Annotated in this window: 21 protein-coding genes; 11 read left to right on the top strand and 10 right to left on the bottom strand. The window is 72.2% G+C overall.

What is annotated here, in order from left to right:
- Positions 1–82: 82 nt before the first annotated feature.
- Entirely contained in the window at positions 83–520 is a 438-nt protein-coding gene (locus AQJ54_RS36310; RefSeq protein WP_062030420.1) for a MarR family winged helix-turn-helix transcriptional regulator, read from the bottom strand.
- 145 nt (positions 521–665) lie between these two features.
- Between AQJ54_RS36310 and AQJ54_RS36305 the strand changes: the two genes are divergently transcribed.
- Positions 666–854, top strand: coding sequence for a ribbon-helix-helix protein, CopG family (locus tag AQJ54_RS36305; protein WP_079070166.1), 189 nt, complete (start codon positions 666–668; stop codon positions 852–854).
- Between the two features lie 52 nt (positions 855–906).
- Here the strand turns inward: AQJ54_RS36305 and AQJ54_RS36300 are convergent, their stop codons facing one another.
- Complete coding sequence (locus AQJ54_RS36300) at positions 907–2,301, bottom strand: NCS2 family permease (RefSeq protein ID WP_062244879.1); 1,395 nt, start codon at positions 2,299–2,301, stop codon at positions 907–909.
- 112 nt (positions 2,302–2,413) lie between these two features.
- Here AQJ54_RS36300 and AQJ54_RS36295 point away from each other — a divergent pair, with 112 nt between their 5' ends.
- Together AQJ54_RS36295 and AQJ54_RS36290 are read left to right on the top strand one after the other, a co-directional pair.
- The gene (locus tag AQJ54_RS36295) at positions 2,414–2,677 is read left to right on the top strand and encodes a DUF2530 domain-containing protein (RefSeq protein WP_028810082.1); all 264 of its coding nucleotides are present in this window, start codon (positions 2,414–2,416) and stop codon (positions 2,675–2,677) included.
- Positions 2,678–2,789: 112 nt separating this feature from the next.
- Positions 2,790–5,177, top strand: a complete 2,388-nt coding sequence (locus tag AQJ54_RS36290) for an HAD-IC family P-type ATPase (protein WP_062244876.1) — start codon at positions 2,790–2,792, stop codon at positions 5,175–5,177.
- A 24-nt stretch (positions 5,178–5,201) separates the two neighbouring features.
- Here AQJ54_RS36290 and AQJ54_RS36285 read toward each other — a convergent pair whose 3' ends face one another.
- From AQJ54_RS36285 to AQJ54_RS36275, 3 genes are all read right to left on the bottom strand, one after another.
- Positions 5,202–6,008, bottom strand: a complete 807-nt coding sequence (locus AQJ54_RS36285) for a hypothetical protein (RefSeq protein ID WP_062033550.1) — start codon at positions 6,006–6,008, stop codon at positions 5,202–5,204.
- 133 nt (positions 6,009–6,141) lie between these two features.
- Positions 6,142–6,993: a DUF5707 domain-containing protein gene (locus AQJ54_RS36280; protein ID WP_062244873.1), complete on the bottom strand. Its 852-nt coding sequence runs from the start codon at positions 6,991–6,993 to the stop codon at positions 6,142–6,144.
- Between the two features lie 129 nt (positions 6,994–7,122).
- Positions 7,123–10,284, bottom strand: coding sequence for a sacsin N-terminal ATP-binding-like domain-containing protein (locus tag AQJ54_RS36275; protein WP_079070165.1), 3,162 nt, complete (start codon positions 10,282–10,284; stop codon positions 7,123–7,125).
- A gap of 173 nt (positions 10,285–10,457) precedes the next feature.
- On the opposite strand from AQJ54_RS36275, the gene AQJ54_RS36270 reads away from it, so the two are divergent.
- Together AQJ54_RS36270 and AQJ54_RS36265 are read left to right on the top strand one after the other, a co-directional pair.
- Complete coding sequence (locus tag AQJ54_RS36270) at positions 10,458–11,075, top strand: RNA polymerase sigma factor (protein ID WP_062244866.1); 618 nt, start codon at positions 10,458–10,460, stop codon at positions 11,073–11,075.
- A complete protein-coding gene (locus tag AQJ54_RS36265; protein WP_062244861.1) occupies positions 11,068–12,018 on the top strand; it encodes a CU044_5270 family protein in 951 nt (316 codons plus the stop codon). Before AQJ54_RS36270 ends, AQJ54_RS36265 begins: the two co-directional genes overlap by 8 nt.
- A 12-nt stretch (positions 12,019–12,030) precedes the next feature.
- Here the strand turns inward: AQJ54_RS36265 and AQJ54_RS36260 are convergent, their stop codons facing one another.
- A complete protein-coding gene (locus AQJ54_RS36260; RefSeq protein ID WP_062033564.1) occupies positions 12,031–12,957 on the bottom strand; it encodes a DUF3027 domain-containing protein in 927 nt (308 codons plus the stop codon).
- 426 nt (positions 12,958–13,383) lie between these two features.
- Between AQJ54_RS36260 and AQJ54_RS36255 the strand changes: the two genes are divergently transcribed.
- From AQJ54_RS36255 to AQJ54_RS36240, 4 genes are all read left to right on the top strand, one after another.
- A complete protein-coding gene (locus AQJ54_RS36255; RefSeq protein WP_062244859.1) occupies positions 13,384–14,727 on the top strand; it encodes an MFS transporter in 1,344 nt (447 codons plus the stop codon).
- A 62-nt stretch (positions 14,728–14,789) separates the two neighbouring features.
- The gene (locus AQJ54_RS36250; protein ID WP_062244856.1) at positions 14,790–15,293 is read left to right on the top strand and encodes a hypothetical protein; all 504 of its coding nucleotides are present in this window, start codon (positions 14,790–14,792) and stop codon (positions 15,291–15,293) included.
- Positions 15,294–15,312: 19 nt separating this feature from the next.
- On the top strand, positions 15,313–15,969 hold the full coding sequence (locus tag AQJ54_RS36245) for a futalosine hydrolase (RefSeq protein WP_062244854.1): 657 nt from the start codon (positions 15,313–15,315) through the stop codon (positions 15,967–15,969).
- Complete coding sequence (locus tag AQJ54_RS36240) at positions 15,962–16,852, top strand: 1,4-dihydroxy-6-naphtoate synthase (RefSeq protein ID WP_062244851.1); 891 nt, start codon at positions 15,962–15,964, stop codon at positions 16,850–16,852. The genes AQJ54_RS36245 and AQJ54_RS36240 overlap by 8 nt, the downstream gene beginning before the upstream one ends.
- A 4-nt stretch (positions 16,853–16,856) precedes the next feature.
- Here AQJ54_RS36240 and AQJ54_RS36235 read toward each other — a convergent pair whose 3' ends face one another.
- Both AQJ54_RS36235 and AQJ54_RS47485 read right to left on the bottom strand, forming a co-directional pair.
- Entirely contained in the window at positions 16,857–17,297 is a 441-nt protein-coding gene (locus AQJ54_RS36235) for a hypothetical protein (protein ID WP_062244848.1), read from the bottom strand.
- Positions 17,298–17,681, bottom strand: a complete 384-nt coding sequence (locus AQJ54_RS47485; protein WP_020140317.1) for a cold-shock protein — start codon at positions 17,679–17,681, stop codon at positions 17,298–17,300.
- A gap of 163 nt (positions 17,682–17,844) precedes the next feature.
- Between AQJ54_RS47485 and AQJ54_RS47005 the strand changes: the two genes are divergently transcribed.
- The gene (locus AQJ54_RS47005; protein WP_078616859.1) at positions 17,845–18,105 is read left to right on the top strand and encodes a hypothetical protein; all 261 of its coding nucleotides are present in this window, start codon (positions 17,845–17,847) and stop codon (positions 18,103–18,105) included.
- On the opposite strand, the gene AQJ54_RS36225 is transcribed toward AQJ54_RS47005, so the two are convergent.
- Positions 18,072–18,722, bottom strand: a complete 651-nt coding sequence (locus AQJ54_RS36225) for an HAD family hydrolase (protein WP_062245097.1) — start codon at positions 18,720–18,722, stop codon at positions 18,072–18,074. The two genes, AQJ54_RS47005 and AQJ54_RS36225, sit on opposite strands and share 34 nt — an antisense overlap.
- 409 nt (positions 18,723–19,131) lie before the next feature.
- Entirely contained in the window at positions 19,132–20,163 is a 1,032-nt protein-coding gene (locus tag AQJ54_RS36220; RefSeq protein WP_062244844.1) for a hypothetical protein, read from the bottom strand.
- A gap of 156 nt (positions 20,164–20,319) precedes the next feature.
- Here AQJ54_RS36220 and AQJ54_RS36215 point away from each other — a divergent pair, with 156 nt between their 5' ends.
- Positions 20,320–22,986, top strand: a complete 2,667-nt coding sequence (locus tag AQJ54_RS36215) for a helicase C-terminal domain-containing protein (protein WP_062244843.1) — start codon at positions 20,320–20,322, stop codon at positions 22,984–22,986.
- The last annotated feature ends 298 nt before the right edge of the window (positions 22,987–23,284 follow it).

Below are 23,284 nucleotides of genomic sequence, written 5' to 3'. Positions count from 1 at the left end.
CACAGAGGTAGAAGGGATCGGTGCGGGGGCGGAAGGTGTTCCGGGTCCCGTACTCAAAGTGCGTTCGCCTCCTCTTCGCGGCTTACAGGTGTGCGAGTTTCTCCAGCACGGGGGCGGCTTCGCGCAGTTTCGCCCACTCGTCCTCGTCGAGACCGTCGACCAGGGTGGCCAGGAAGGCGTTCCGCTTGGCGCGGGACTCCGCGAGCATGGCCTCGGCCTGCTCGGTCTTGGTGACGACCTTCTGGCGCCGGTCCTCGGGGTGCGGCTCCAGCCGGACGAGTCCCTTGGCCTCCAGCAGTGCCACGATGCGGGTCATCGACGGCGGCTGGACGTGCTCCTTGCGGGCGAGTTCGCCCGGGGTGGCCTGGCCGCAGATCGTGAGGGTGCCCAGCACCGACATCTCGGTGGGGCTCAGCGACTCGTCGACTCTCTGGTGCTTGAGCCGACGGGACAGTCGCATCACGGCGGAGCGTAGGGCGTTCACGGCGGCAGCGTCGTCGCCATGGATGAGGTCCGGCATCTCTTTAGCGTAACTCATTACTCTCGCTAAACAAGCTGGGGTGCGCCAGGATTCCCGTGACTCCGGCCACGGAAACCCGATCTTCACCCGTACGAGTGAGTCGACAGCGGAAAGTGAACGCCGCTCCCCGTCGGCGGCGACCCTCGTGTTCATGGGGACCAGCGTGCTCAGCCTGCGGATAGACGGGGAGCTGCTCGAGCGGCTCCGGATCCATGCGGCCAAAAGGGGAATGAGCGTCCAGGACTATGTGATCCGGACGCTCATTCGAGACGACTTCGACGAGCGGTTCCAGACCGCCGTCGACGAGACGGAGAAGTTCTACGGGGTGACGTGAGCGGGGCCCAGGAGCGCGGGGCTCACGAGGGCAGGGCTCACGAGGGCAGGGCTCACGTCAGGCCGAGCGCCGGCATCAGGTAGTAGAAGGCGAAGACCGCGGAGACGACGTACATCGCCACCGGGACCTCCTTGGCCCGTCCCGCCGCCAGGCGCAGCACCACGAAGGTGATGAAGCCCATGCCGATGCCGTTGGTGATCGAGTAGGTGAACGGCATCATCACCATCGTCACGAAGGCCGGGATCGCGATGGTGTAGTCGGACCAGTCGATGTCCCGCACCGAGTTAGCCAGGATCATGAAGCCCACCGCGAGCAGCGCGGGGGTCGCGGCCTGGGACGGGACCATGGTGGCGACCGGGGTCAGGAAGAGGGCCACGGCGAAGAGGCCGCCGGTGACCACGTTCGCGAAGCCCGTGCGGGCACCCTCGCCGACACCGGCCGTGGACTCCACGAAGGCCGTGGTGGCCGACGACGAGCTGGCACCGCCGGCCGCGACCGCGAGGCCGTCCACGAAGAGGACCTTGTTGATGCCGGGCATCTGGCCCTGGGCGTCGGTGAGCTTGGCCTCGTCGGAGACGCCCATGATCGTGCCCATCGCGTCGAAGAAGCACGACAGCAGGACCGTGAAGACGAAGAGGATGCCGGTCAGCACGCCCACGTGGGAGAAGCCGCCGAAGAGGCTGACCTTGCCGATCAGGCCGAAGTCGGGGGTGGCGACGGGGTTGCCGGGCCACTTCGGGGTCGTGAGGCCCCAGGACGGCACCTTGGCGACGGCCTCGATGATCACCGCGAGGACCGTCATCGTGACGATCGAGATCAGGATGGCGCCGGGGACCTTGCGGACGATCAGCGCGAGGGTGAGCAGGGCGCCCAGGATGAAGACCAGGACCGGCCAGCCGTTGAGGTGGCCGTCGGCGCCGAGCTGGAGCGGGACGGTGGTCTGGGCGGCGTCCGGGATACGGGAGACGAAGCCGGAGTCCACGAGCCCGATCAGCATGATGAACAGGCCGATACCGATGGAGATGGCCTTGCGCAGGCCGAAGGGCACCGCGTTCATCACGCGCTCGCGCAGACCGGTGGCGACCAGCAGCATCACGATGAAGCCCGCGAGGACCACCATGCCCATCGCGTCCGGCCAGGACATCCGGGGTGCGAGCTGGAGGGCGACGACCGAGTTCACGCCGAGGCCGGCGGCCAGGGCGATCGGGACGTTGCCGACCACGCCCATGAGGAGCGTGGTGAAGGCGGCGGTCACGGCGGTCGCGGTGACCAGCTGGCCGTTGTCCAGGTGGTGGCCGTACATGTCCTTGGCGCTGCCGAGGATGATCGGGTTCAGCACGATGATGTAGGCCATCGCGAAGAACGTGGCGAACCCGCCCCGGATCTCCCGAGGCAGACTGCTGCCTCTCTCGGAGATCTTGAAGTAGCGGTCGAGGGCGGTCGTCATTGGATGTTCCTACGAGCAGAAGTGGACAGACACAAACCGTTTCAGTATGAACGTATAACTCGGGCGACGGCCATCTCCGCGCGTAGATGTGATCGCCTCGTAAGCTGTCCCCATGGCCAAATGGACACCCACGCACGAGGCACCGGAACCCCTGGAAGGCCCCGTGGTCGCCACGATCACCGGCGGCACCATCCTGTGGTTCGTCCTCTTCCTCGTGCAGCTGCCCTTCTACGGCTGGTTCGCGGACCACGACCGCACCTGGTGGCTGTGGACCTGCCTGGCCGGGGGCGTGCTGGGGATCTACGGCACCTGGTACGTGCGCAAGCGGGACGCGGCCATCAAGAGGGCGGCCGCCGCCGACCCTGCTGCCGAGTGAGGAACGTCCCCTAGTACCAGGGCATCACCCGCCCGGCCCGCCCTCCTCCCCAGGTCGTAACTTCGGGGCACTCACCGGGTGAAGCCACACAACCGCACGTACCGTCGAATGCATGACGCACATCGACGCGGGCGCCGAACTCGACTCCAGGACGGCCTCGTCCCCGGCGGTGACCGGGCTGACCGCGGCCGAGGTGGCCGAGCGGGTGGGGCGCGGTCAGGTCAACGACGTGCCGGTGCGCAGCAGCCGGTCCCTGGCCGAGATCGTCCGGGCGAACGTCTTCACCCGCTTCAACGCGATCATCGGTGTGCTCTGGCTGATCATGATGTTCGTCGCGCCCTTCCAGGACAGCCTGTTCGGGTACGTCATCCTCGCCAACACCGGCATCGGCATCGTCCAGGAGTGGCGGGCCAAGAAGACCCTCGACTCGCTCGCGGTGATCGGGGAGGCCCGCCCGACGGTACGACGGGACGGGACCACGACCGAGATCAGCACCTCGGACATCGTCCTGGACGACCTCATCGAGATCGGGCCCGGCGACAAGGCCGTGGTCGACGGCAGGGTCGTCGAGGCCGACGGCCTGGAGATCGACGAGTCACTGCTCACCGGCGAGGCCGACCCGGTGGTCAAGCGGCCCGGCGACCAGGTGATGTCCGGGAGCTTCGTGGTGGCCGGCGGAGGCGTCTTCCAGGCCACCAGGGTGGGCCGCGAGGCCTACGCCGCCCAGCTCGCCGAGGAGGCCTCCCGGTTCACGCTGGTCCACTCCGAGCTGCGCTCGGGCATCTCCACGATCCTCAAGTACGTGACGTGGATGATGGTCCCGACCGCGATCGGCCTGGTCATCAGCCAGCTGTTCGTGAAGGACAACGACCTCAAGGACTCCATCGCGCGCACGGTCGGCGGGATCGTGCCCATGGTCCCGGAGGGGCTCGTGCTGCTGACCTCCGTGGCCTTCGCGATCGGCGTGATCCGGCTCGGCCGGAAACAGGTCCTGGTCCAGGAACTCCCGGCCATCGAGGGCCTGGCCCGCGTGGACACGGTCTGCCTCGACAAGACCGGCACCCTCACCGAGGGCGGCATGGACGTCACCGAGGTCAGGCCTCTCCAGGGCGCCGACGCGTCGTACGTGCGCAAGGTGCTGGGCGCCCTGGGCGAGGCGGACCCGCGGCCCAACGCCTCCCTCCAGGCGATCATCGACGCCTTTCCGGACGCCGAGGAGTGGCGCTGCACCGAGTCGCTGCCCTTCTCCTCCGCCCGCAAGTACAGCGGGGCCTCCTTCAGCGAGGGCGACGGCGAGTCCAGTACATGGCTGCTGGGGGCGCCGGACGTGCTGCTCGCCGACGACGACCCCGCCCTGCGCGAGACCGAGCGCCTCAACGAGCAGGGCCTCAGGGTGCTGCTGCTGGCCCGCGCCGGCCGTGACCTCGACGATCCCGAGCCGGCCCGGGGAGCGCGCCCGACCGCCCTGGTCGTCCTGGAGCAGCGGCTGCGGCCCGACGCGGCCGACACCCTGCGGTACTTCGCCGAACAGGACGTCCACGCCAAGGTCATCTCCGGGGACAACGCGGTGTCGGTCGGGGCGGTCGCGGCCAAGCTGGGCCTCGACGGCACCACGGTGGACGCGCGCCGGCTGCCCGCCGAGCGGGACGGGATGGCGAAGGCCCTCGACGAGGGCACGGTGTTCGGGCGGGTCACCCCGCAGCAGAAGCGGGACATGGTGGGGGCGCTCCAGTCCCGCGGGCACACGGTCGCGATGACCGGGGACGGCGTCAACGACGTGCTCGCGCTCAAGGACGCCGACATCGGGGTGTCCATGGGCTCCGGCTCCGAGGCCACCCGGGCGGTCGCCCAGATCGTGCTGCTGGACAACAGCTTCGCGACCCTGCCGTCGGTGGTCGCCGAGGGGCGGCGGGTCATCGGCAACATCACCCGGGTCGCCACGCTGTTCCTGGTGAAGACCGTGTACTCGGTGCTGCTCGCCGTCCTCGTGGTGTGCTGGCAGGTCGAATACCCCTTCCTGCCCCGGCACCTGACCCTGCTGTCCACCCTGACGATCGGCGTCCCGGCCTTCTTCCTCGCCCTCGCGCCCAACAAGGAACGCGCGAAACCACACTTCGTACGGCGCGTGATGCGGTACTCGGTCCCGGGCGGGGTGGTGGCGGCGATCGCCACCTTCGTCACGTACCTGATCGCCCGTCACCACTACACGGGCGCGGACGCCTTGGACGCGGAGACCAGCGCGGCGACCCTGACGCTGTTCCTGATCTCGATGTGGGTCCTCGCGATCATCGCCCGCCCGTACACGTGGTGGCGTCTGGTCCTGGTCGCGGCGATGGGCCTCGCCTTCGTGCTCGTCCTCGCCGTGCCCTGGCTCCAGCACTTCTTCGCGCTGAAGCTGGTCGGGGTGACGATGCCGTGGATCGCGGTGGGGATCGCGGTGGTTGCGGCGGCCGTCCTGGAATTCGTGTGGAAGCTGGTCGACCGCCGCGGGTCCGCTTAGTGGTGGGCGCTCAGTGCTCCGCCCTTAACGCACGTCGACGAAGTCGGCCGACGAGTTGACCGGGGAGGTCGTCGTCGTGCCCGCGAAGACGTAGCGGAAGTACCCGTCCGCGGTGGCCTTGGTCGTGGTCTTCAGGGCGCCCGTGGAGCTGGACTTGATGGTCTTCAGGGTGCTCCAGGTGGTCGCGCCCTTCTTCTTGAACTGGAGCTTCACCGGCTGGGTGGAGTAGCCCGCGTACTTGTTGGTGTCCCAGTTGGCGCGGGAGAGCTTGCCCGTGACGGTGATCGTCCTGCCCTTCGTCACCGGCTCCGGGGAGGCGTCGGTGGTGAGGGTGGCCTTGCGCTGGAGGTGGGTGGAGCCGAGGCCGCCCTGCCAGGTGATTCCGCTGTCGGCGTTGACCGCAAGGGCGCCCAGCTTCCAGGTGCCCGCCTCGCTGCTGAACAGGTCGAGGTCCTGGTCGGAGGACTTCGGGCGGAACTGGATCTTCGCCGAGCACTTGAGGACGGTCGAGGAGGACACCGTGCAGGTGCCGGGGCCGTCACCGGCGAGCAGGTCGTCGGAGTTCTCGCCGAGCGTGGCGCCGCGGTAGAGCACGGGCCCGGTCTGGAAGGAGTTCGGGTCCAGGTTGGCGGGCTTGGTCACGGTGTACGTCGCGGAGACGGTGACCTGGGCCGTGGAGCCGACCACGATGTTCTTGCCGCTGTTGACCTTCAGCTGGGAGAAGGTGACGGCGGGCCCGGCAGCCGGGGTGGCGGCCTGCGCGGCCGGGACGGCGAGGGCGGAGAGAGCCACGGCGCCGGAGGCGGCGAGGACGAGGGCGCGTGTGCGCATGTGCGTTCCCCAGGAGGAGAGAAGGATCTCGGAGTCTGATGACTCACTCCGTAGATCCATGACTCATGGGGCGGGTTGTACGCGTGGGGCGTGATTTTGTTCGCACATGCGCAACGCTTTACCTCGGCTCGACCTACTTGACGTCGATGAAGTCACCCGCGGCGTTGACCGCCGGGGTGGTGGAGGTGCCCGCGAAGCTCCAGCGGTAGAACCCGTCGACCGTGGCCTTGACCGTGGTCTTCAGGTCGCCCTTGCTGTTGGTCTTGACGGTCTTCACGGTGGTGTAGGTGTCGGAGTCCTTCTTGCGGAACTGCAACTTCACCGGCTGGGTCGAGTACCCGGTGTACTTCCTGGTCTCCCAGTTGGCGCGCGTCAGCTTGCCGGTGACGGTGATGGTCTTGCCCTTCTTCACCGGCTCGGGGGCGGCGTCGGCGGTGAGCTTCGACGCACGCTGGAGCCGGTGGGTGCCGTAGAAGTCGTTCCAGTACTCGCTTCCGGTCTCGTCGGCGGCGATCGCGGCGGCCGTCACGTGCCAGGTGCCGGCGAGCGAGTTCATGAAGAGCTCGCGGCGGGCGTCGATCGTGACGGTGAGCTTGCAGGTCGACGTCGTGGCGTCGACCGGCGTGCAGGTGGCGTTCTGCTCGTTCGGAGGGAACACGCCGTCGACGTGCGTGCGGTCCCTGCCGTGCCAGAGGTCGATGTACGCGTCCTCGATACCGGCGGAGTGGCTGGCGGTCAGCGACACGGTGAAGGTCTGCACGCCCGTCAAACCGGCCACGATGCTCTTGCCGCCGTTGACCGTCACCTTGGAGACGACGGGCAGTTCGTCGTCGGCGGCGGCGCTCGTCGCGGCTCTGGAGACACCGAACCGCTCCGCGGCCGTGGGTTTGTGCACGCCCCCGCCGTCGGCCTGGGCGACCGGGACGGCGAGGGCGGAGAGGACGAGACCGCCGGAAACGGCGGCCACGGTCGTGCGGATGCGCATGTCTTCCCCCAGGGGCTGGTCGTGGAGCCTGGCGGCTCGTGGGGTCAGATGCGCGTCCGGGGTGAAGCGTTGCAGCAACGGTAAGAATTTTGCGTGAGCCGGGTGAGCCGGCCCGGTGGCAGCGGCCGCTCAGTCGAACCAGCGGTCCCTCGCCAGTTCGTCCGTGCGGGTCGGGTCCTCCAGCAGGGCTGCCACCTCGAAGCGGCGGGGCCACTGGCCGGCCGCCCAGGCGAGGCCCGCGGCGACGCCCTCCAGGGTGGCCGCGTGCAGGATGCCGTCGTTGGTGAGGCGCCAGTCGATCTCCACGCCGTCCACGACGAGTTCCTCGTGCTCCACGTAGGTGGAGGGGGTCCGAGCGCCGAGCAGGACCCGTACCGGCTCCGGGACGTCGTGTTCCGTGCCCTCGGAGTCCACCGACCCGGTGACGGACTCGCTCAGGCGGCGCACCTGGAAGAGTTCGGCCAGCTCCCCCGCCCGTGACGGCCGTACGGGGAGCAGGGGGACGCCCTGGGTGAAGGGGAGCAGGTCCGGGGAGTCGACGACCACCGCGTCCGCCGCGTCCACGACCTCCACGCGGCCGTCGGTGACGGCCCGCAGCTCGTCGGGGAGGGTGACCTGGTCGGGGTCCAGGTCGGCCAACGCGCCGTAGAGCGCGTGCAGTTGGGATCCGGTGACCGGCCGGGACGGGTCGGCGAGGCGGTCGAGGAGTTCCGCCGCTCCGCCCGGCTCCTCCAGCAGCGCGGCCACCGACGTCCGCACCCCCAGCGCCCGCAGCACCTGCTCGTCGTCGAAGCCGGTCGCGTCCGCCTCGTCGTACAGGCCGCGCAGGAGCGGGTCCCCGCCGGCCGCGAGGAGGCCCGCCGGGCGGCGGCCGTCGAGCACCGGGTTCCCGCGCAGCCACCAGGCGGTGTACGGCCGTACGACCTCGTGCGTGCCGTCCGGCAGCAGGATGCGGACCTGCTGGGTGAGCGCGTCCCTCAGCGGGGGCTGCGCCAGCAGGGCCAGCGCCTCGGGCCACTTGTCCTCGTCGACGAGGTCGAGATCGCGTACGGCGATCAGCTCGGTGGCGACCGGCGGTACCGGGGTGTCCGGGAACCGGTCGAGGATGTCCTCGCACCACACGTCCACGGCGTCGAGCAGACCGGCGTCGTCCGGTTCGGCGAAGTCGCCCTCGCGGGGCTCCAGTTCGTCGGGGTCGAGGACCACGTCGGTGGCGCGGACCAGGGCGAAGTCGGCGAGCACCCCGCAGGCGGCCAGGGGCTGTTCGCCCCACTTCTGCGCCAGCTCGGCGTCCACGAAGGCGAGTTCGTCCGCACGGATGACCTGCGCGAACGCGCTGCCGGGGAGGACGAGTTCACCGGCGGGGGCCGGCTCGCCCTCCTCGTCGGGCAGGGCGAGCGCGCCGAGCCACGGCTCGTCGCCGGGCTCCAGGCCCGCGTCCCGGACCAGGGCGAGGACGGTGTCGGCCAGCTCCTCGGCGTCCGGGGTGTCCTCCTCCCAGCTGACCCCGCCGTCGTCGTCGAGGGAGGCGGCCACCGCGGCCCGCACCTGGGGTGTGGTGAGCACCGCGCGCGGGGTGGCGGGCAGTGCGCCCAGCTTCTCCAGGAGCGGGTGGGCGGCGCTGGGGTGGGCGACCTTGAGACCGAGCCGGGCGAGGATCTCGGCGTCGATCAGGGGCCCGTCGGAGGTGGGCAGCAGCACCTGCCGGGGCCCGATGGTCGTACGCCCGTCGGCGAGCGGTACCGGAAGGCCGGTGAGCCGGTCGGGGTCGACGCCCGCGAGGGAGTCGTAGAGCCGCTGCCACCACTCCGGCTCCTTCTCCAGGCCCGCGAGCCGGTCGATCGCGTCGGTCAGCGGGACCCGCGCGACGCCCAGCGTGCGCAGCTCCACGCGCCGTTCGAGACCGGCGGGCAGCAGCGTGGGCAGCACCTCGGCGAGGACCCGCACGGTGTCGGCGCCGGCGCCCTCGACGACCTCGGCCTCGCGCGGGCGCAGGGTGTCCGGGAGGTCGTCGGTGGGGTCGAGCGCGGGCGGCAGGAAGGAGACCCTCGGCAGCCGCTCCAGGATCGCCTGCCGCAGGGCGCCGTCCAGCTCGCCCTTGCCGAGCGGGCCGGGCACCAGGCCGATGACGCCCTCGCCCACCGGCCGCCAGCCGGCGAGGAGTTCGGCGTAGGTGTCGGCCGCGCGCTGCACGAGGAAGTCGGTGAGGGGGCCGGGCGCCGCGTGCCGGCGGGTGGTGTCGAGCGGGAACGACGCGATGAGCAGCGCGGGCACGCCGAGCGGCTCGTCGCTGGGGGTCGGGGCGTGCACGACCGGGCTGGTGCGCGGGTGCGCGGGGCTGCCGTCGGCGTCGGCGGGCACGGCCCAGGTCAGCGACCAGTGCGGGCGCAGCCGCTCCTCGACGGGCCGGTCGGCGAGCAGGTCGGGGGTGAGCGGGCCGTGCGCGGACGCCGTGCGCCACCGGGTCGTACCGTCGCGCGAGTCCTCCACGACGGTGAGGACGCCGTCGGTGCGGCGGCTGATCGTGCGGGTCGTGTCCGTCTCGATCACGACCTCCTCCAGACCCGGCAGAGCGAGCAGGAGGGCGTCGTCGACGGCGTGCAGCAGGCGCTCGGCGAGGTCGGCTGCGGCGGTGTCGCGCAGCGGGAGGATGACGACGGTGTCGTAGGGGTCGGGCGCGGTGCCCTCGGCGGCGAACGGCAGCCGCAGCAGCGGGACATGACCGTCGCGGCGGCGGATCTCGTCGCCGAGGCCGGGGCTGTGGCGGGCGGTCTCGGCGGCGTGCTCGCGGGCCTCGGCCAGCGACCAGCGGACCCCGCCGTGCCGGCCGACGACGGCGGGCTCGTCCGTGACGGCGAGCACGGCGGCGAAGCCGACGCCGAAGCGGCCGACGGCGCCGACCGCCCCGGACGTCGGGTCCGTCGCGTCCGGTCCGTTCCGCGGCTCGCGCTTGGCGGAGGCACGGAGCGTGGAGAGGGACTCGACGCCGGCCGCGTCCAGCGGGGCGCCGGTGTTGGCGGCGAAGAGCACGCCCTCGCGGAGGGTGAGCCGGAGCCGTCCGGGCACCCCGGCACGGGCCGCCGCGTCGGCCGCGTTCTGCGCGAGCTCGACGACCAGCCGGTCCCGGTACCCGCCGAGGACGAGGTCCTCCTCGGCGTTGGCGTCCTCCCGGAACCGGGCGGGACTGGTGGCCCAGGCGTCCAGCACACCTCGCCTGAGCCGAGCGGTCCCGAACGGGTCGGCACCCTCGGCGGCGGGCCGCACGAACTTGCTCACGTTGACTCTCCTCATCGGCGTGACGTCGAAGGTACCGCGAGGAGGCGGGACGGTCGCTCCGCCCCGGTGGCCCTCACAACTCGTCCGCACGGCAGCCGGACGAGAACCGGACGGAACCGTATCCCCGCGAGCGGCGAAGTACCGGTGAAAGCCCGAGCTTCAGCGCTACAGCGACGAAAGGAGCCCCGATGACCGTGGAACCGGGCGTCAGCGTGGGGCAGGACAGCGACGCCTCGGTGATCGAACGGTCGTGGGACGAGCCCGAGGTGTTCGCCGTGCTCTTCGACCGCCATGCCGACTCGGTGCACCGCTACGCGGCCCGCCGGCTCGGCGGGGAGGCCGCCGAGGACGTGATGGCGGAGACCTTCACCACCGCGTTCCAGCAGCGCTTCCGGTACCGCACGGAGTCGGCGGACGCCCGCCCCTGGCTGTTCGGCATCGCGACCAACCTCATCGGCCGGCACCGGCGTGCCGAGGCCCGGCGCCTGAAGGCACTGGGCCGGCTGCCCGCCCCCGCGGCCGGCGGGCCGGCCGACGAGACGGTCGCGGACCAGGTGGCCGCGCGGGTGAGCGCGCAGGCGGTGCGCGGCGAACTCGCCGGTGCGCTCGCCCGGTTGCCCGCCCGGCACCGGGACGTACTGCTGCTGGTCGCCTGGGCCGACCTCGGCTACGAGGAGGCCGCGGCCGCCCTCGGAGTGCCGGTCGGGACGGTCCGGTCACGGCTGCACAGGGCTCGCAGAAAAGTCCGTGAGGCATTGGGCGGATCCGATCCGACCGCTCTTCGAGAGGAATCCGACCATGAATGAGATCGAACTCCTGAGGGAGTGGGACGCGGACGCGCCCCCTCTCACGGACGCCGCCCGCGCCCGCGCCCGCTTCCGTCTCCAGCAGGCGATGCAGGCACCCGCCGCCCCCGTCGCCGTGTCGGGCGTCGGCCGCCGTCCGCTGCTGCGGATCGCCGTCGCCGGCGTGGCCGCGGCGGCCGTCACCGCGACCGTGGTGGTCACCCAGGACACGGGGACCGAACCCCGCACCCGCACGGTCAGCGCGACGACCGTGCTGCGGGGGGCGGCCGCCGAGGCCCTGCGCACCGAGAAGCCCGTCGCCCCGCGCGACGACCAGTTCATCTACACGAAGGAGGTCATCGAACGCAGGCCGGTCGGGGGCGGCCCGGTGAAGAGGTACGTCGACGAGAGCTGGAGCTCGGTCGACGGGTCCAAGAAGTCCTACGTCAGCGAGCTGGGCTACAAGCAGTGGGTGCCGCCGTTCCAGAAGGGGGAGTACTCCTGGCCGCCGATGGAGTGGTCGAAGCTGGAGAAACTGCCCCTCGACCCGGCCAGGCTGACGATCGTCCTGCGTGAGTCGGGCACGAAGCCCGACTTCAGCCGGAAGACAAGGCCCGAGGAGTGGCCGTTCGTCCAGACCTACCTGTCCGCGCTGCTCGCCAAGTCCGTCCTGCCCAAGGGCCTGCGCTCCGCGGCGTACAAGGCGCTCGCCGCCGTCCCCGGCGTGCAGGTGCTCCCGGGCCGGACCGAGTTCAACGGGCACTCCGCGATCGGTGTCCGGTACGTGGGCCGGCCCGGCACGCCCTGGGCGGACGGCCGGCGGGTGCTGCTCTTCGACGCGAAGACGTACCAGTACCTGGGGCTGCGTGAGCGGACCACGGTCAAGTTCACGAAGCGCGTGGTCGAGCAGTCTCAGTACGTCGTCGCGAGCGGCGTGGTGGACCGGGTCTTCCAGCGCCCCTGAGCCACAGAGCCCCTACGAGTGGCCCAGTTCCGCCGACGCCTCGTCCGCGGTCTCCGGCACCGAGCCGGAGTCCCGGGCGGGGCGTAGCGGGAAGGGGTCCACCCGGGTCTCGTCGATCACCGGGGCCGCCGGCTGGGGCGGCTTCGGCATGACCGCGGCCTCCGAGTGGCCCCCGCAGCCGTACGACAGGGAGACCACCCGGCCGTCCGCCGGGGCGAACTCGTTGGCGCACAGACCGAAGGCCTGGCCCAGCGAGCCGCCGAGCGGGACCAGGAAGCCGCAGCTGACGCAGGGCGCCGGGGCCGCCTGGGCCATGGGGGTCTGCGCGCCGAAGGAGTCCTCCCAGCGGTCGGCGGCGACATGGAGGCCGTAGCGGGACAGGACCCGGGCCCGGCGCATGCCGAGTTCCTCGGCGACCGCGGCGATCGAACCGCGGGAGGGCGTCATCGGAAGGTTCGCGGGGGAGCCTCCGGTGACGTCGGCGTCCTCCGCCTCGACCAGTTCGGCCATCTCCTCGGAGACCGGCGCGTTGGGCAGCGGCTCGTCCTCGCCGGTGTAGCCGGGCTCCAGACGCAGGTCCTCGGCGTCGGTGGGCAGCAGGTCTCCGGGGCCCATGTCGCCGGGGCGCAGGCGTTCGCTCCAGGGCACCCACTCGGGGGCGAGGAGTGCGTCCGGGCCGGGCAGCAGGACGACCTCGTCCAGGGTGACGATCTTCGCTCGGGAGGCCCGTGCGACCGTGACGGCCCAGCGCCAGCCGCGGTAGCCGAGTTCCTTGGACTCGAAGAAGTGCGTCACGACACGGTCGCCCTCGGAGACCAGGCCCGCGTGCTCGCCCACCACTCCGGGCGCGGCGGCCTCCTCGGCGGCGGCCCGGGCGAGGTCGACGGCCTCGGCGCACAGGCGGTCGGGGGTGCGGCTTCGCGTTGTCGCTGCGCTCACAGGTATCGCTTCTCTCCTACGCCGTCACTCGGGTGCGCCGGCCTGAAGGCGGTGGGTGCGGACGGAGCGGACCGAAGGGCCGCGTCGACGTCCGCGCCCGAACGCGCTCGGGCGCACCTGCTCGCATCCATTCTGCGGGATGTCAGAGAGGCGCGCGGCCGAGAACATTCGCCACGGCGCGCTACGCACGCTACCTGTTCGCCGCCGCTCGGCCTACACCGACGTGAGGGTTCGTTCCTCCCGGACCTCTCCGGGAAGGGTTCCGGAGGGGTCCGGGAGGGGTCCGGGAGGGTTCCGGGAGGCGCTTCATATGCGTTCATACGCGCGGTAACCGCACTACTCACAGCTTTCTCGGGGCACTATGACGGGGTGGCAGCCACGAGGACACCCCAGGGAGCCACCGGGATCGGTGGCGGGACGGGCCGGATGACCGGGTCCGTCCGTGCCGTCGGCCGTGCCCTGCACTTCCCGTTCACCGGCACGGCCCGGGGGATCCGCAAGGCGACCCACGCGCACGGCGCGGGCGAGTCCGGCCTCGGCAAGCTGATCGAACTGCACGCCGTCAACGGCGCGGGGGACGTGATGATCACCGTCGCGCTCGCCTCGACGGTGTTCTTCTCCGTGCCGACCGACGAGGCCCGCGGGCGCGTCGCGCTCTACCTCGCCATCACCATGGCCCCCTTCACGGTCCTCGCCCCGGTGATCGGCCCGCTCCTGGACCGCCTGCCGCACGGCCGCCGCGCGGCCATGGCGGGCGCCATGCTGGCCCGCGCCCTGCTCGCGCTGATCATCTCCGGGGCGGTCGCCACCGGCAGCCTGGAGCTGTATCCGGCGGCCCTCGGCGTACTGGTGGCCTCGAAGGCGTACGGCGTGGTCAGAAGCGCGGTCGTGCCCCGTCTGCTCCCGCCCCGCTTCTCCCTCGTCAAGGCCAACTCCCGCGTCACCCTCGGCGGCCTCCTCGCGACCGGCATCGCGGCGCCCGTCGGCGCGGGGCTCCAGGCCATCGGACCGCGCTGGCCGCTCTACGGCGCCTTCGTGATCTTCGTGGCCGGCACGTTCCTGTCGTTCTCGCTGCCCCCGAAGGTCGACTCGGCCAAGGGGGAGGACGTGGCGCTGCTCGCCGCCGACGAGGGGCATCTGCACGGCCCGCACCTCAAGCCGGTCAAGCGGCCCGGGCTGCGCACGGTCGGCACCGCCGTCACCCACGCCCTGGGCGCGAACGCCGCCCTGCGCTGGCTCTCCGGCTTCCTCACCTTCTTCCTCGCCTTCCTGCTCCGCGAGCATCCGCTGACCGGCGAGAGCGCGGCGGTCTCGCTGGGCCTCGTGGCGGTGTCGGCGGGCGCGGGCAACGCGCTCGGTACGGCGGTCGGGGCCTGGCTGAAGTCGAAGGCGCCGGAGATCATCATCGTGACGGTGCTGGCCGTCGTGCTGGGCGCGGCGATCACCGCGGCGATCTTCTTCGGGGCGTTCCTGGTGGCCTGTCTCGCGGCGGTCGCCGGTTTCTCGCAGGCCCTGTCCAAACTGTCCCTGGACGCGCTGATCCAGCGGGACGTGCCCGAACTGGTCCGCACCTCCGCGTTCGCCCGCTCCGAGACCCTGCTCCAGGTGTCGTGGGTGTTCGGCGGCGCGGTCGGCATCGTGATGCCCCTCAACGGCTACCTCGGTCTCTCGGTGGCCGCGGCCGTCGTGGCGGCGGGCTGGCTGGCCACCGCGAAGGGCCTGATCGCCTCGGCCCGGCACGGCAGCGCGCCCCGGGCGCGAGTGGCGTAACGAACAGGGCTCGCCGCACCCCGGATAAAGGGACCGCCGTACCCGCCCGATAGCCTTCCGCCATGACCACGCTGCAATCCGTTGTGCGACGCCGCCGCGCCGTCGCCGCCGCCGGCCTCGTTTCCGCCGGACTGCTCGTCCTGTCGGCCTGCGACAAGCCGACGCCGCGCGTCACCGTCACGGTCGGTTCGACCTCGGTGAGCTCCGAGGCCACCTGCTACGACGACGGCAAGGACCTCGGCCAGGCGAAGGCCACCAAGTGCGCCCTGGAGAAGTCCGACGCCAAGACGATCAAGGTCAACCAGAGCGAGACCCTGCGCGTCGGCGTCGACCCCAAGGTCGCGGACACCGGCTGGGCGCTGTGGATCAACGGCCAGCAGATGACGTACGTGTACAAGAAGACGTACTACGCCTTCGACGGCGTGGACCTCTTCGCGCAGCAGCAGGGCCAGGCCCCGCAGAAGACGCTGTACATCAGCATCGTCGAGCAGGACAAGACGGCCTCGGGCCAGAGCAAGGAACACAAGGGCGTGTGGAACTTCAAGCTGGAGAACGCCGACTACTGATCCGTCGGAGCCGTAGCTGATGCGCATCCTCGTGGCCACCGCGGTCCCGGTCGAACGGGACGCGGTGGCCCCTGCGTTCGAGGGCATGGCGGCAGACGTCCTCGCGGTGGGGGTGGGTCCCGCGCTCGCCGCCGCCGGCACCGCCACCGCCCTGACCAGGGCCGCCCTGGAGGGCGCCGGCTACGGCCTCGTCGTGTCCGCCGGGATCGCCGGCGGGTTCCTGCCCGGGGCGCCGGTCGGGTCGCTGGTCGTCGCCGACGAGATCACCGCGGCCGACCTCGGGGCCGAGACCGCCGAGGGGTTCGTGCCGGTGACCGCCCTGGGCTTCGGGACCGTCACCCACCGGCCGCCCGCGGCTCTCGTACGGGACGCCGTGGCCGCGACCGGGGGGCGTCCCGGTGCGGTGCTCACCGTCTCCACGGTCACCGGTACGGCCGAGCGTGCGGCAGCGTTGCGCGCCCGTCACCCCACCGCCCTCGCCGAGGCCATGGAGGGCTTCGGGGTCGCCGAGGCGGCCGGGGCGCACGGGGTGCCGGTGCTGGAGATCCGCGCCGTCTCCAACCCGGTCGGACCCCGCGACCGGGCCGCCTGGCGCATCGGCGACGCGCTCACGGCCCTGACGGAGGGGTTCGGGAAGCTGGCACCGGTACTGGAGAGTTGGAAGCAGCATGACTGAGCCTTCGCAGCCTTTGCAGCCCTCGGGGTCTGTGCAGCCTTCGCAGCCTTTGCAGATCGCGTACTCGCCCTGCCCGAACGACACCTTCGTCTTCGACGCCCTCGCCCACGGCCGCGTGCCGGGGGCGCCCGCGCTGGACGTGACCTTCGCGGACATCGACATCACCAACGGGATGGCGGAGCGCGGTGAGTTCGATGTGCTGAAGGTGTCGTACGCCGTGCTGCCGTACGTCCTCGACAACTACACGCTGCTGCCGTGCGGGGGTGCGCTGGGACGGGGGTGCGGGCCGCTGGTGCTCACCCGGGAGGCCGGCCTTGAGCTGACCGGCCGCAGGGTCGCGGTGCCGTCCGAGCGGTCGACGGCGTATCTGCTGTTCCGGCTGTGGGCGGCGGACGTCCTCGACGGCAAGGTCGGGGAGATCGTGGTGATGCCGTTCCACGAGATCATGCCGGCCGTCCGGGACGGACTGGTCGACGCCGGACTGGTGATCCACGAGGCCCGGTTCACGTACCAGAACTACGGGCTGCACAAACTGGCGGACATGGGCGAGCACTGGGAGTCGACGACCGGGCTGCCCATTCCCCTCGGCGCGATCATTGCGAAACGGTCGCTGGGAACGGAACGGCTGTCGCGGCTCGCCGACTCCATCCGCGCGTCGGTACGGGCCGCTTGGGACGATCCCGAGGTTTCCCGGCCTTATGTCATGGCGCACGCGCAGGAGATGGATCCCGCGGTCGCCGATCAGCACATCGGTTTGTATGTCAACGAGTTCACCGCGGACTTGGGCGAAGACGGATACGCGGCGATTCGGGGGCTGTTGACCCGGGCGGCGGCCGAAGGACTTGTGCCGGCATTGAAGCCCGACGCGTTGTCGTTCCGCTGACGCGTCACCTCGGCCTCGGCCACTGGGCCAACGACATCATGCCCAGGACCTTTCGGAGCAGAAAGGCCGCCAAGGGGAGTTCCACGAATACCGCCAGCGCCGCCGACCACCACACGGCCGGGGTGCCCAGGGCCAGCGACACGTCGAACCAGGCGTCGCAGACCAGCAGGGCACCCGTGGCCACGGCCGCCACGACGACCCCTCGGTGGCGTCGCCAGCCGAGGAGCGCCGTCGCGGACATCGCGAGGAGCAGCAGGACGTCGAAGCCGACCCAGGTGACCCGCCACTGGCGGACGGTGTAGCCGCTCGGCAGGGTGAAGTACAGCAGGATCGTCCAGGGCACGAGACCGACGGCGCAGACGACCAGCAGTTCCAGGGTGTGACGCCGCTGCCGTCGGATGTACTCCCACATCTCCTCGGACGGCTCGGTCCGTATCTCGTGCACTTACACGTCGAGTTGGTCGGCGACCGCCCGCAGCAGGCCGGCGATCTTCTTGCCCGCCGCCTTGTCGGGGTAGCGGCCGCGCTCCAGCATCGGGGTGATGTTCTCCAGGAGGGTCGTCAGGTCCTGGACGATCGAGGCCAGTTCGTCGGGCTTCTTGCGGGTGGCCGCCGCGACCGAGGGCGTGGGGTCGAGGATGGCGACGGAAAGGGCCTGGTCACCGCGCTGCCCGGCGACCACTCCGAACTCCACCCGCTGCCCGGGCTTCAGCGTCTCGACTCCGGCGGGGAGGACCGAGGAATGGACGAAGACGTCACCGCCGTCGTCACGGGAGAGAAAGCCGAAGCCCTTCTCACTGTTGAACCACTTGACCTTGCCGGTAGGCACGTCTGTCCTCGTCCTCGTACTCGTCGGAAAACTGCTTCTGAAACGGCTCTTGATAGCACTGGGGCGGGTCGTCGGGACCCGCCGGTACCAAGGCTAATGGTCTTCAGGCCGGTGACAAGACGTCGCCCGGTTGTTCCTTCGCGCTGGGAACTACCCTGGTCCGGTGCGTGACAAAACCCAAACGAATTCCGCCGCTCCCGGTGACCGACTGATCCGTACCGGAGCCGTCGTCTTCTTCGTCGGTGCGGTGGCCACTCTCGTCACCGTGGCCCCGTTCCTGCTCGGAACGAAGCCTTTTCCGACGTACATGTTCGGATTGAGCATGCTCATGGCCGTCGGTTTCGTGGTGGCCGGAGCGGGAGTGCTGCAATCGGTGGCCGCCGGAAGGCGTCAGGCGCGGGCCGGAAGGCAGTCCGCGCGGTAGTCCGAAAACCACCCAGGAAACTCCGTGAGATCGCCGAGGACGACTTCCGCGCCGGCCTCGGTCAGTTCCTCGGGGCTGCACGGCCCGGTGGCGACCGCGACCGACGTCGCCCTCGCGATCCGCGCCCCGCGCACATCGCCGGTGTGGTCGCCGACGTAGACGCTCGCGCCGTGCTCGCGCAGCGCCTCGCCCTTCTGCTCGGCCCACAGATTGCCGATCACCGCGTCCGGCTCCAGACCCAGGTGCTCCATGTGCAGCCGGGCGTTGGGCTCCCACTTGGCGGTCACGACGATCGCCCGCCCGCCGGCCGCCTGGACGGCGTCGATGGCCTCGCGGGCACCGGGCATCGCCAGGGTGCCGGCGATCGCGTACGCCGGGTACAGCTCGCGGTAGAGGTCCGCCATCTCCGGGATCTGCTCGGCCGGGAACCAGTACGCCATCTCCTCGGCCAGCGGCGGCCCGAGCCGCGTGACCACCAGGTCGGCGTCGACGTACGTCCCCGTCCGCTCGGACAGCTCCACCCAGCAGGCGTGGATGCCGGGGCGGGAGTCGATGAGCGTCATGTCGAGATCGAAGCCGACGGTGGGACCGGGGGCGGAGATGCTTGCAGAGGCCATATGGGCCATTGTGCCCGTGCGGCACGGCCGCCGGACAGCGGTTTCCCGGGCGGTACGGACGCCGGACAATGGTTACCGGGCGGCGGCACGGCCCACCGGCCAGGGGGCGCCGCGCGAAGGACGGTCACCGGCAGCGCTTCCAGCGCACGCTACGGCCCAGCGGCAGGGGTTGCCACATCGTCACAGCCCACCGGCCGCACTTCCCGCACGCTACGGCCGACCGGCAGGGGTTGCGCGAGCGGAACAGCCCACCGCCATCGCTTCCCGCGCCCCATCGGCAGGAGTTGCGCCAGCGAAACAACCCACCGCTCCCCGCGCCCCGCGGCCCACCGGCAGAGGTTGCCCGAGCGGAACAGCCCACCCGCAGCCACCTCCTACGCGGCACCGCCCACCCGCAGTCGGTCCGCCCTTACCGCCGCCGCTGCGAGCGCCACACCAGGAACAGTGCGGATGCCACGGCCGCGCCCCGCACCACCCATGGCCAGGTCTCGGCGATCGCGTCGTTCATGTGGCCCTGGGCGATGGGCTCGCCCCAGCGGCCCTCGTTGCGGCCCCACAGCCAGACCAGGCCCGCGGTCAGCGAGAGGCCGGGCAGGATCACCACGGCCCATTTCGTCTCGGCGTCGGTGAGGCGGCGGGAGGCCCAGGCGATGAGCCAGCCCACGATCAGCACGAGCAGGTTGCCGAGCACCGCGCCGGCGACGAGGAGGGCGGCGGCCAGCAGCAGGAGCGGGTTGCTCCAGCTTCCCGCGCCCGCCCCGAGGAACCGGCGGCGAGGGACCGGCGCGGCCTCGACGACGGGCGGGGCGGCCTTCGGGCGGGGCCGCCACCAGGCCTTACGTTTCCCGGGCGCGAGCACCTCCGCCGGCGGCTGCTCGACCGCGGGCTCGGGCTTCTTCTCCTCCTTGGGCGGCGGAGGCTTCAGCAGCTCCGGGATCTCCACCCCGCCGACGAAGCCCGGCACGCTGTCGCCGACCCCGAAGGGGCTGCTGTCGACCCGCCACCAGTCGGGCTGCGTCGCGGGGTCGCCGAGCTCGTCCAGACCGGCCAGATGGGGGCCGTGGGAGACGGCCGGGTCGGGGGGCGGATCGGCGGGGCGCGGCTGGGGCACGTTCTTGCGCAGCCCGGTCCGCCGCTGCCCGCCGTCGTCCTGGGAATCCCGGTCCCGCTGGACGGGCATGGAGACGGCCGGCGCCTGCGGGGCGGTGGCCGCGGAGCCGCCCGCGGCGGTGACCACCTCGTCGGGACTGCCCAGCCGGGCGATGATCCGGCGGACGGCCGCCGGCGAGTCCACCGGGGCCTTGGCGCGCCGCCGGTCGATCTCGTTGCGCAGCTCGGAGACCAGCCGCATACGGGTCGACGACGGCAACTGCCGCTGCTGGGCCACGTCGCCGACGCGGCTCAGATACTCGTAGACGACCTGGTCGCTCTCGATACCCACGAAGTCCCCTCCGGGGCGGGTGCGTTGGATACCCCGTGGGACGAAACTAGCGCAGGTCGCCTCCTGTGGGCCCGAGCGGGGACCGCAGGTCAGCGATATCCGGTCCGCCCCGGTGGGCGCTGCTGCCCGGCCCGGCCACCCGCTACCGTTGGTCGGATGAGCAACCCGGCCGTACCGCCGCGCTCCCTCGCGGAAGCGCTCCGGGCCAGGGACGACGACTCCCTGGCCGCGCTTCTGCGTGCCCGACCCGACCTCATCACCCCCGTGCCGACCGACCTCACCCAGCTCGCGACCCGGGCCGGGACGCGCGCGTCGGTGGTGCGGGCGCTGGAGCGCCTCGACCTGTTCGCGCTGCGGACGGCCGAGGCGCTGGCGGTCGCGGCGGACCCGGCGCCCTACGCCGAGCTGGAGCAGCTGCTGACCGGTGACGCGGGCGACCCTGCCGTCTCGGCGGCGCTGCCCCGCTCGCTGGGCACCCTGCGGGAACAGGCCCTGGTGTGGGGCGACGACGACCGGCTCCGCCTGGTCCGTACGGCCCGTGAGCTGCTCGCGCCCTCGCCGCAGCATCCGTCGCCGACCGGGCTCGGGCCGACCGTGCAGGAGGCCACGGCCGGGATGTCGCCGGGCCGCGTCCAGGAGATCGTGACGGCGGCCGGGCTCGGCTCGACGCACGACGCGGTGTCGGCGGTGGCGTCGCTGACGGCCCTGTTCACGGACCGGAAGCGGATGTCGGCGCTGCTCGCCGACCTGCCGGAGGAGTCGCGGGCGGTGCTGTCCCGGCTGGTCTGGGGGCCGCCGTACGGGCAGGTCACCTCCGAGCCGGCGGCCCATCTGCGCCGTCTGCTGGACCTCGGGCTGCTGGTGCCGACGGCGCCCGGCACGGTCGTCCTGCCGCGGGAGGTGGCCCTGCATCTGCGGGGCGGCCGGGCGCACCGCGAGGTGGAGCCGCTGCCGCCGGCCGTGGAGGCCGCGGCGACCCACCGTCCACAGGTTGTGGACGCGACGGCGGCCGGGCAGGCGTACACCGCGCTCGCGACCGTCGAGGAGCTGCTGAAGGACTGGGACGAGGGCGGGCCCGCGGTGCTGCGGGCGGGCGGTCTGAGCGTGCGCGACCTCAAGCGCACGGCGGTCGCGCTGGACGTCTCGGAGCCGGTCGCCGCCTTCTGGGTCGAACTGGCCTACGCGGCGGGCCTGCTGGCCTCCGACGGCGAGGCCGACGAGCGCTATGCCGCGACCCCGGCCCACGACGAGTGGCTGGAGCAGCCGCCGGCCCGCCGCTGGGCCCGGCTGGCGGAGGCCTGGCTGACCGCCACCCGGACCTCGGGACTGGTGGGCGGACGGGACGCGAAGGACCGCACCCTGTCGGCGCTGGGCCCGGGTCTGGACCGCGGCGCCGCGCCGGAGGTACGGCACCGGGTGCTGACGCTGCTGGCGGGGCTGCCGGAGGGCGCGTCGCCGTCGGCGGAGTCGGTGCTCGCCCGGTTGCGCTGGGAGCGCCCGCAACGCCGTGAGGAGGACCTGCGTTCACGGCTCGCCGAGTGGACGCTGAAGGAGGCCGAGCTGCTGGGGGTGACCGGGCGGGGGGCGCTGTCGGGCCACGGCCGGGCACTGCTGGGCGCGACCGCACCGAAGACGCGGGACGCCGTGTCGCGGGGCGCCGGGGACGAGCGGCACGGGCAAACGCTGCCGGGCACGACCGCGCCGAAGACGCCGGACGCCGTGTCGCGAGGAACCGGGGACGAGCGGCACGGACAGGCGCTGCCGGGCACGACCGCGCCGAAGACGCCGGACGCCGTGTCGCAGGGCCCCGGGGACAAACTGCCCGTGCACCACCGCCCCGCCCCCGCCGTCGCCGAGCCCCTCTCCCCCGCCGAGCAGGCCACCGCCTCCGCCGCGGCCGCCCGGCTTCTCGCGCCGCTGCTGCCCGAGCCACTCGACCACGTCCTGCTCCAGGCCGACCTGACGGCGGTGGCCCCCGGTCCGCTGCGGCGGCCGCTGGCCGAGGTGCTGGACGTCCTGGCGGACGTGGAGTCGAAGGGCGGGGCGACGGTGTACCGCTTCACGCCGGGGTCGGTGCGCCGCGCCCTGGACGCCGGGCAGTCCGCCTCCGACCTGCACGCCTTTCTCGCCGCGCACTCCCGGACCCCGGTCCCGCAGCCCCTGACGTATCTGATCGACGACGTGGCCCGGCGGCACGGCCACCTCCGGGTGGGTGCCGCCTCGTCCTACGTCCGCTGCGACGACGACGCCCTGCTGAACGAGATCCTCGCCGACAAGCGCGCCGCCGGCCTGCGGCTGCGCCGCCTCGCCCCGACCGTCCTGGCCGCCCAGGCCGACCCGGCCTCGCTCCTGGAGGGCCTGCGCGCGATGGGCTTCGCCCCGGCCGCCGAGTCCGCCGAGGGCGACGTCCTGATCACCCGCGCCCACGCCCACCGAACCCCGCCCCGCAGCGCGCCCGAGCCGGTCCCGGACGGTCCCCCGGTCCCCGACGCGACGCTCCTCGCGGCCGCGATCCGGGCCGTCCGCGCGGGCGACCTCGCCTCCACCACGCCCCGCAAGCAGGGCGACCGGCCACCGCTGTCCACCGGCGAACTCCCCCGCACCGGCGCCGCCGAGACCCTCGCCACCATGCAGGCCGCCGTCCTCACCGGCGAGGCCCTGTGGATCGGCTACGTCAACGCCGAGGGCGCCGCCAGCCAACGCGTCATCGCCCCCGTCCGCGTGGAGGGCGGCTTCGTGACGGCCTACGACCACACCGCGGACGAGGTCCGCACCTACCCCCTGCACCGGATCACGGGGGTGGCGGAACTGGCGGGGGATTAGGACCCGTCCGGCGGGCTGAGCCGAGCACCGAAAGCAACGTCCTGTCAGCCGGGCGGTGCCAGGCTCCCGAGGACCGCATCCAGTCAGCCGGGCGGTGCCGGGCGGCCTCCCGGGGACCGCATCCAGTCAGCCGGGCGGTGCCGGGCGGCCTCCCCGGGACCGCATCCAGTCAGCCGGGCGGTGCCAGGCGGCCTCCCCGGGACCGCATCCAGTCAGCCGGGCGGTGCCAGGCGGGCTCCCGGGGACCGCGTCTGTCAGCTCAGCGGCATCAGGCCGGCGCCGGAGACGCCCCAGCGCG

Source organism: Streptomyces griseorubiginosus (genome assembly GCF_001514195.1).
GTDB classification, from domain to species: domain Bacteria; phylum Actinomycetota; class Actinomycetes; order Streptomycetales; family Streptomycetaceae; genus Streptomyces; species Streptomyces griseorubiginosus.
Note: the sequence above shows the minus strand (reverse complement) of the source record. Positions and strands in the feature narration are given on the sequence as shown.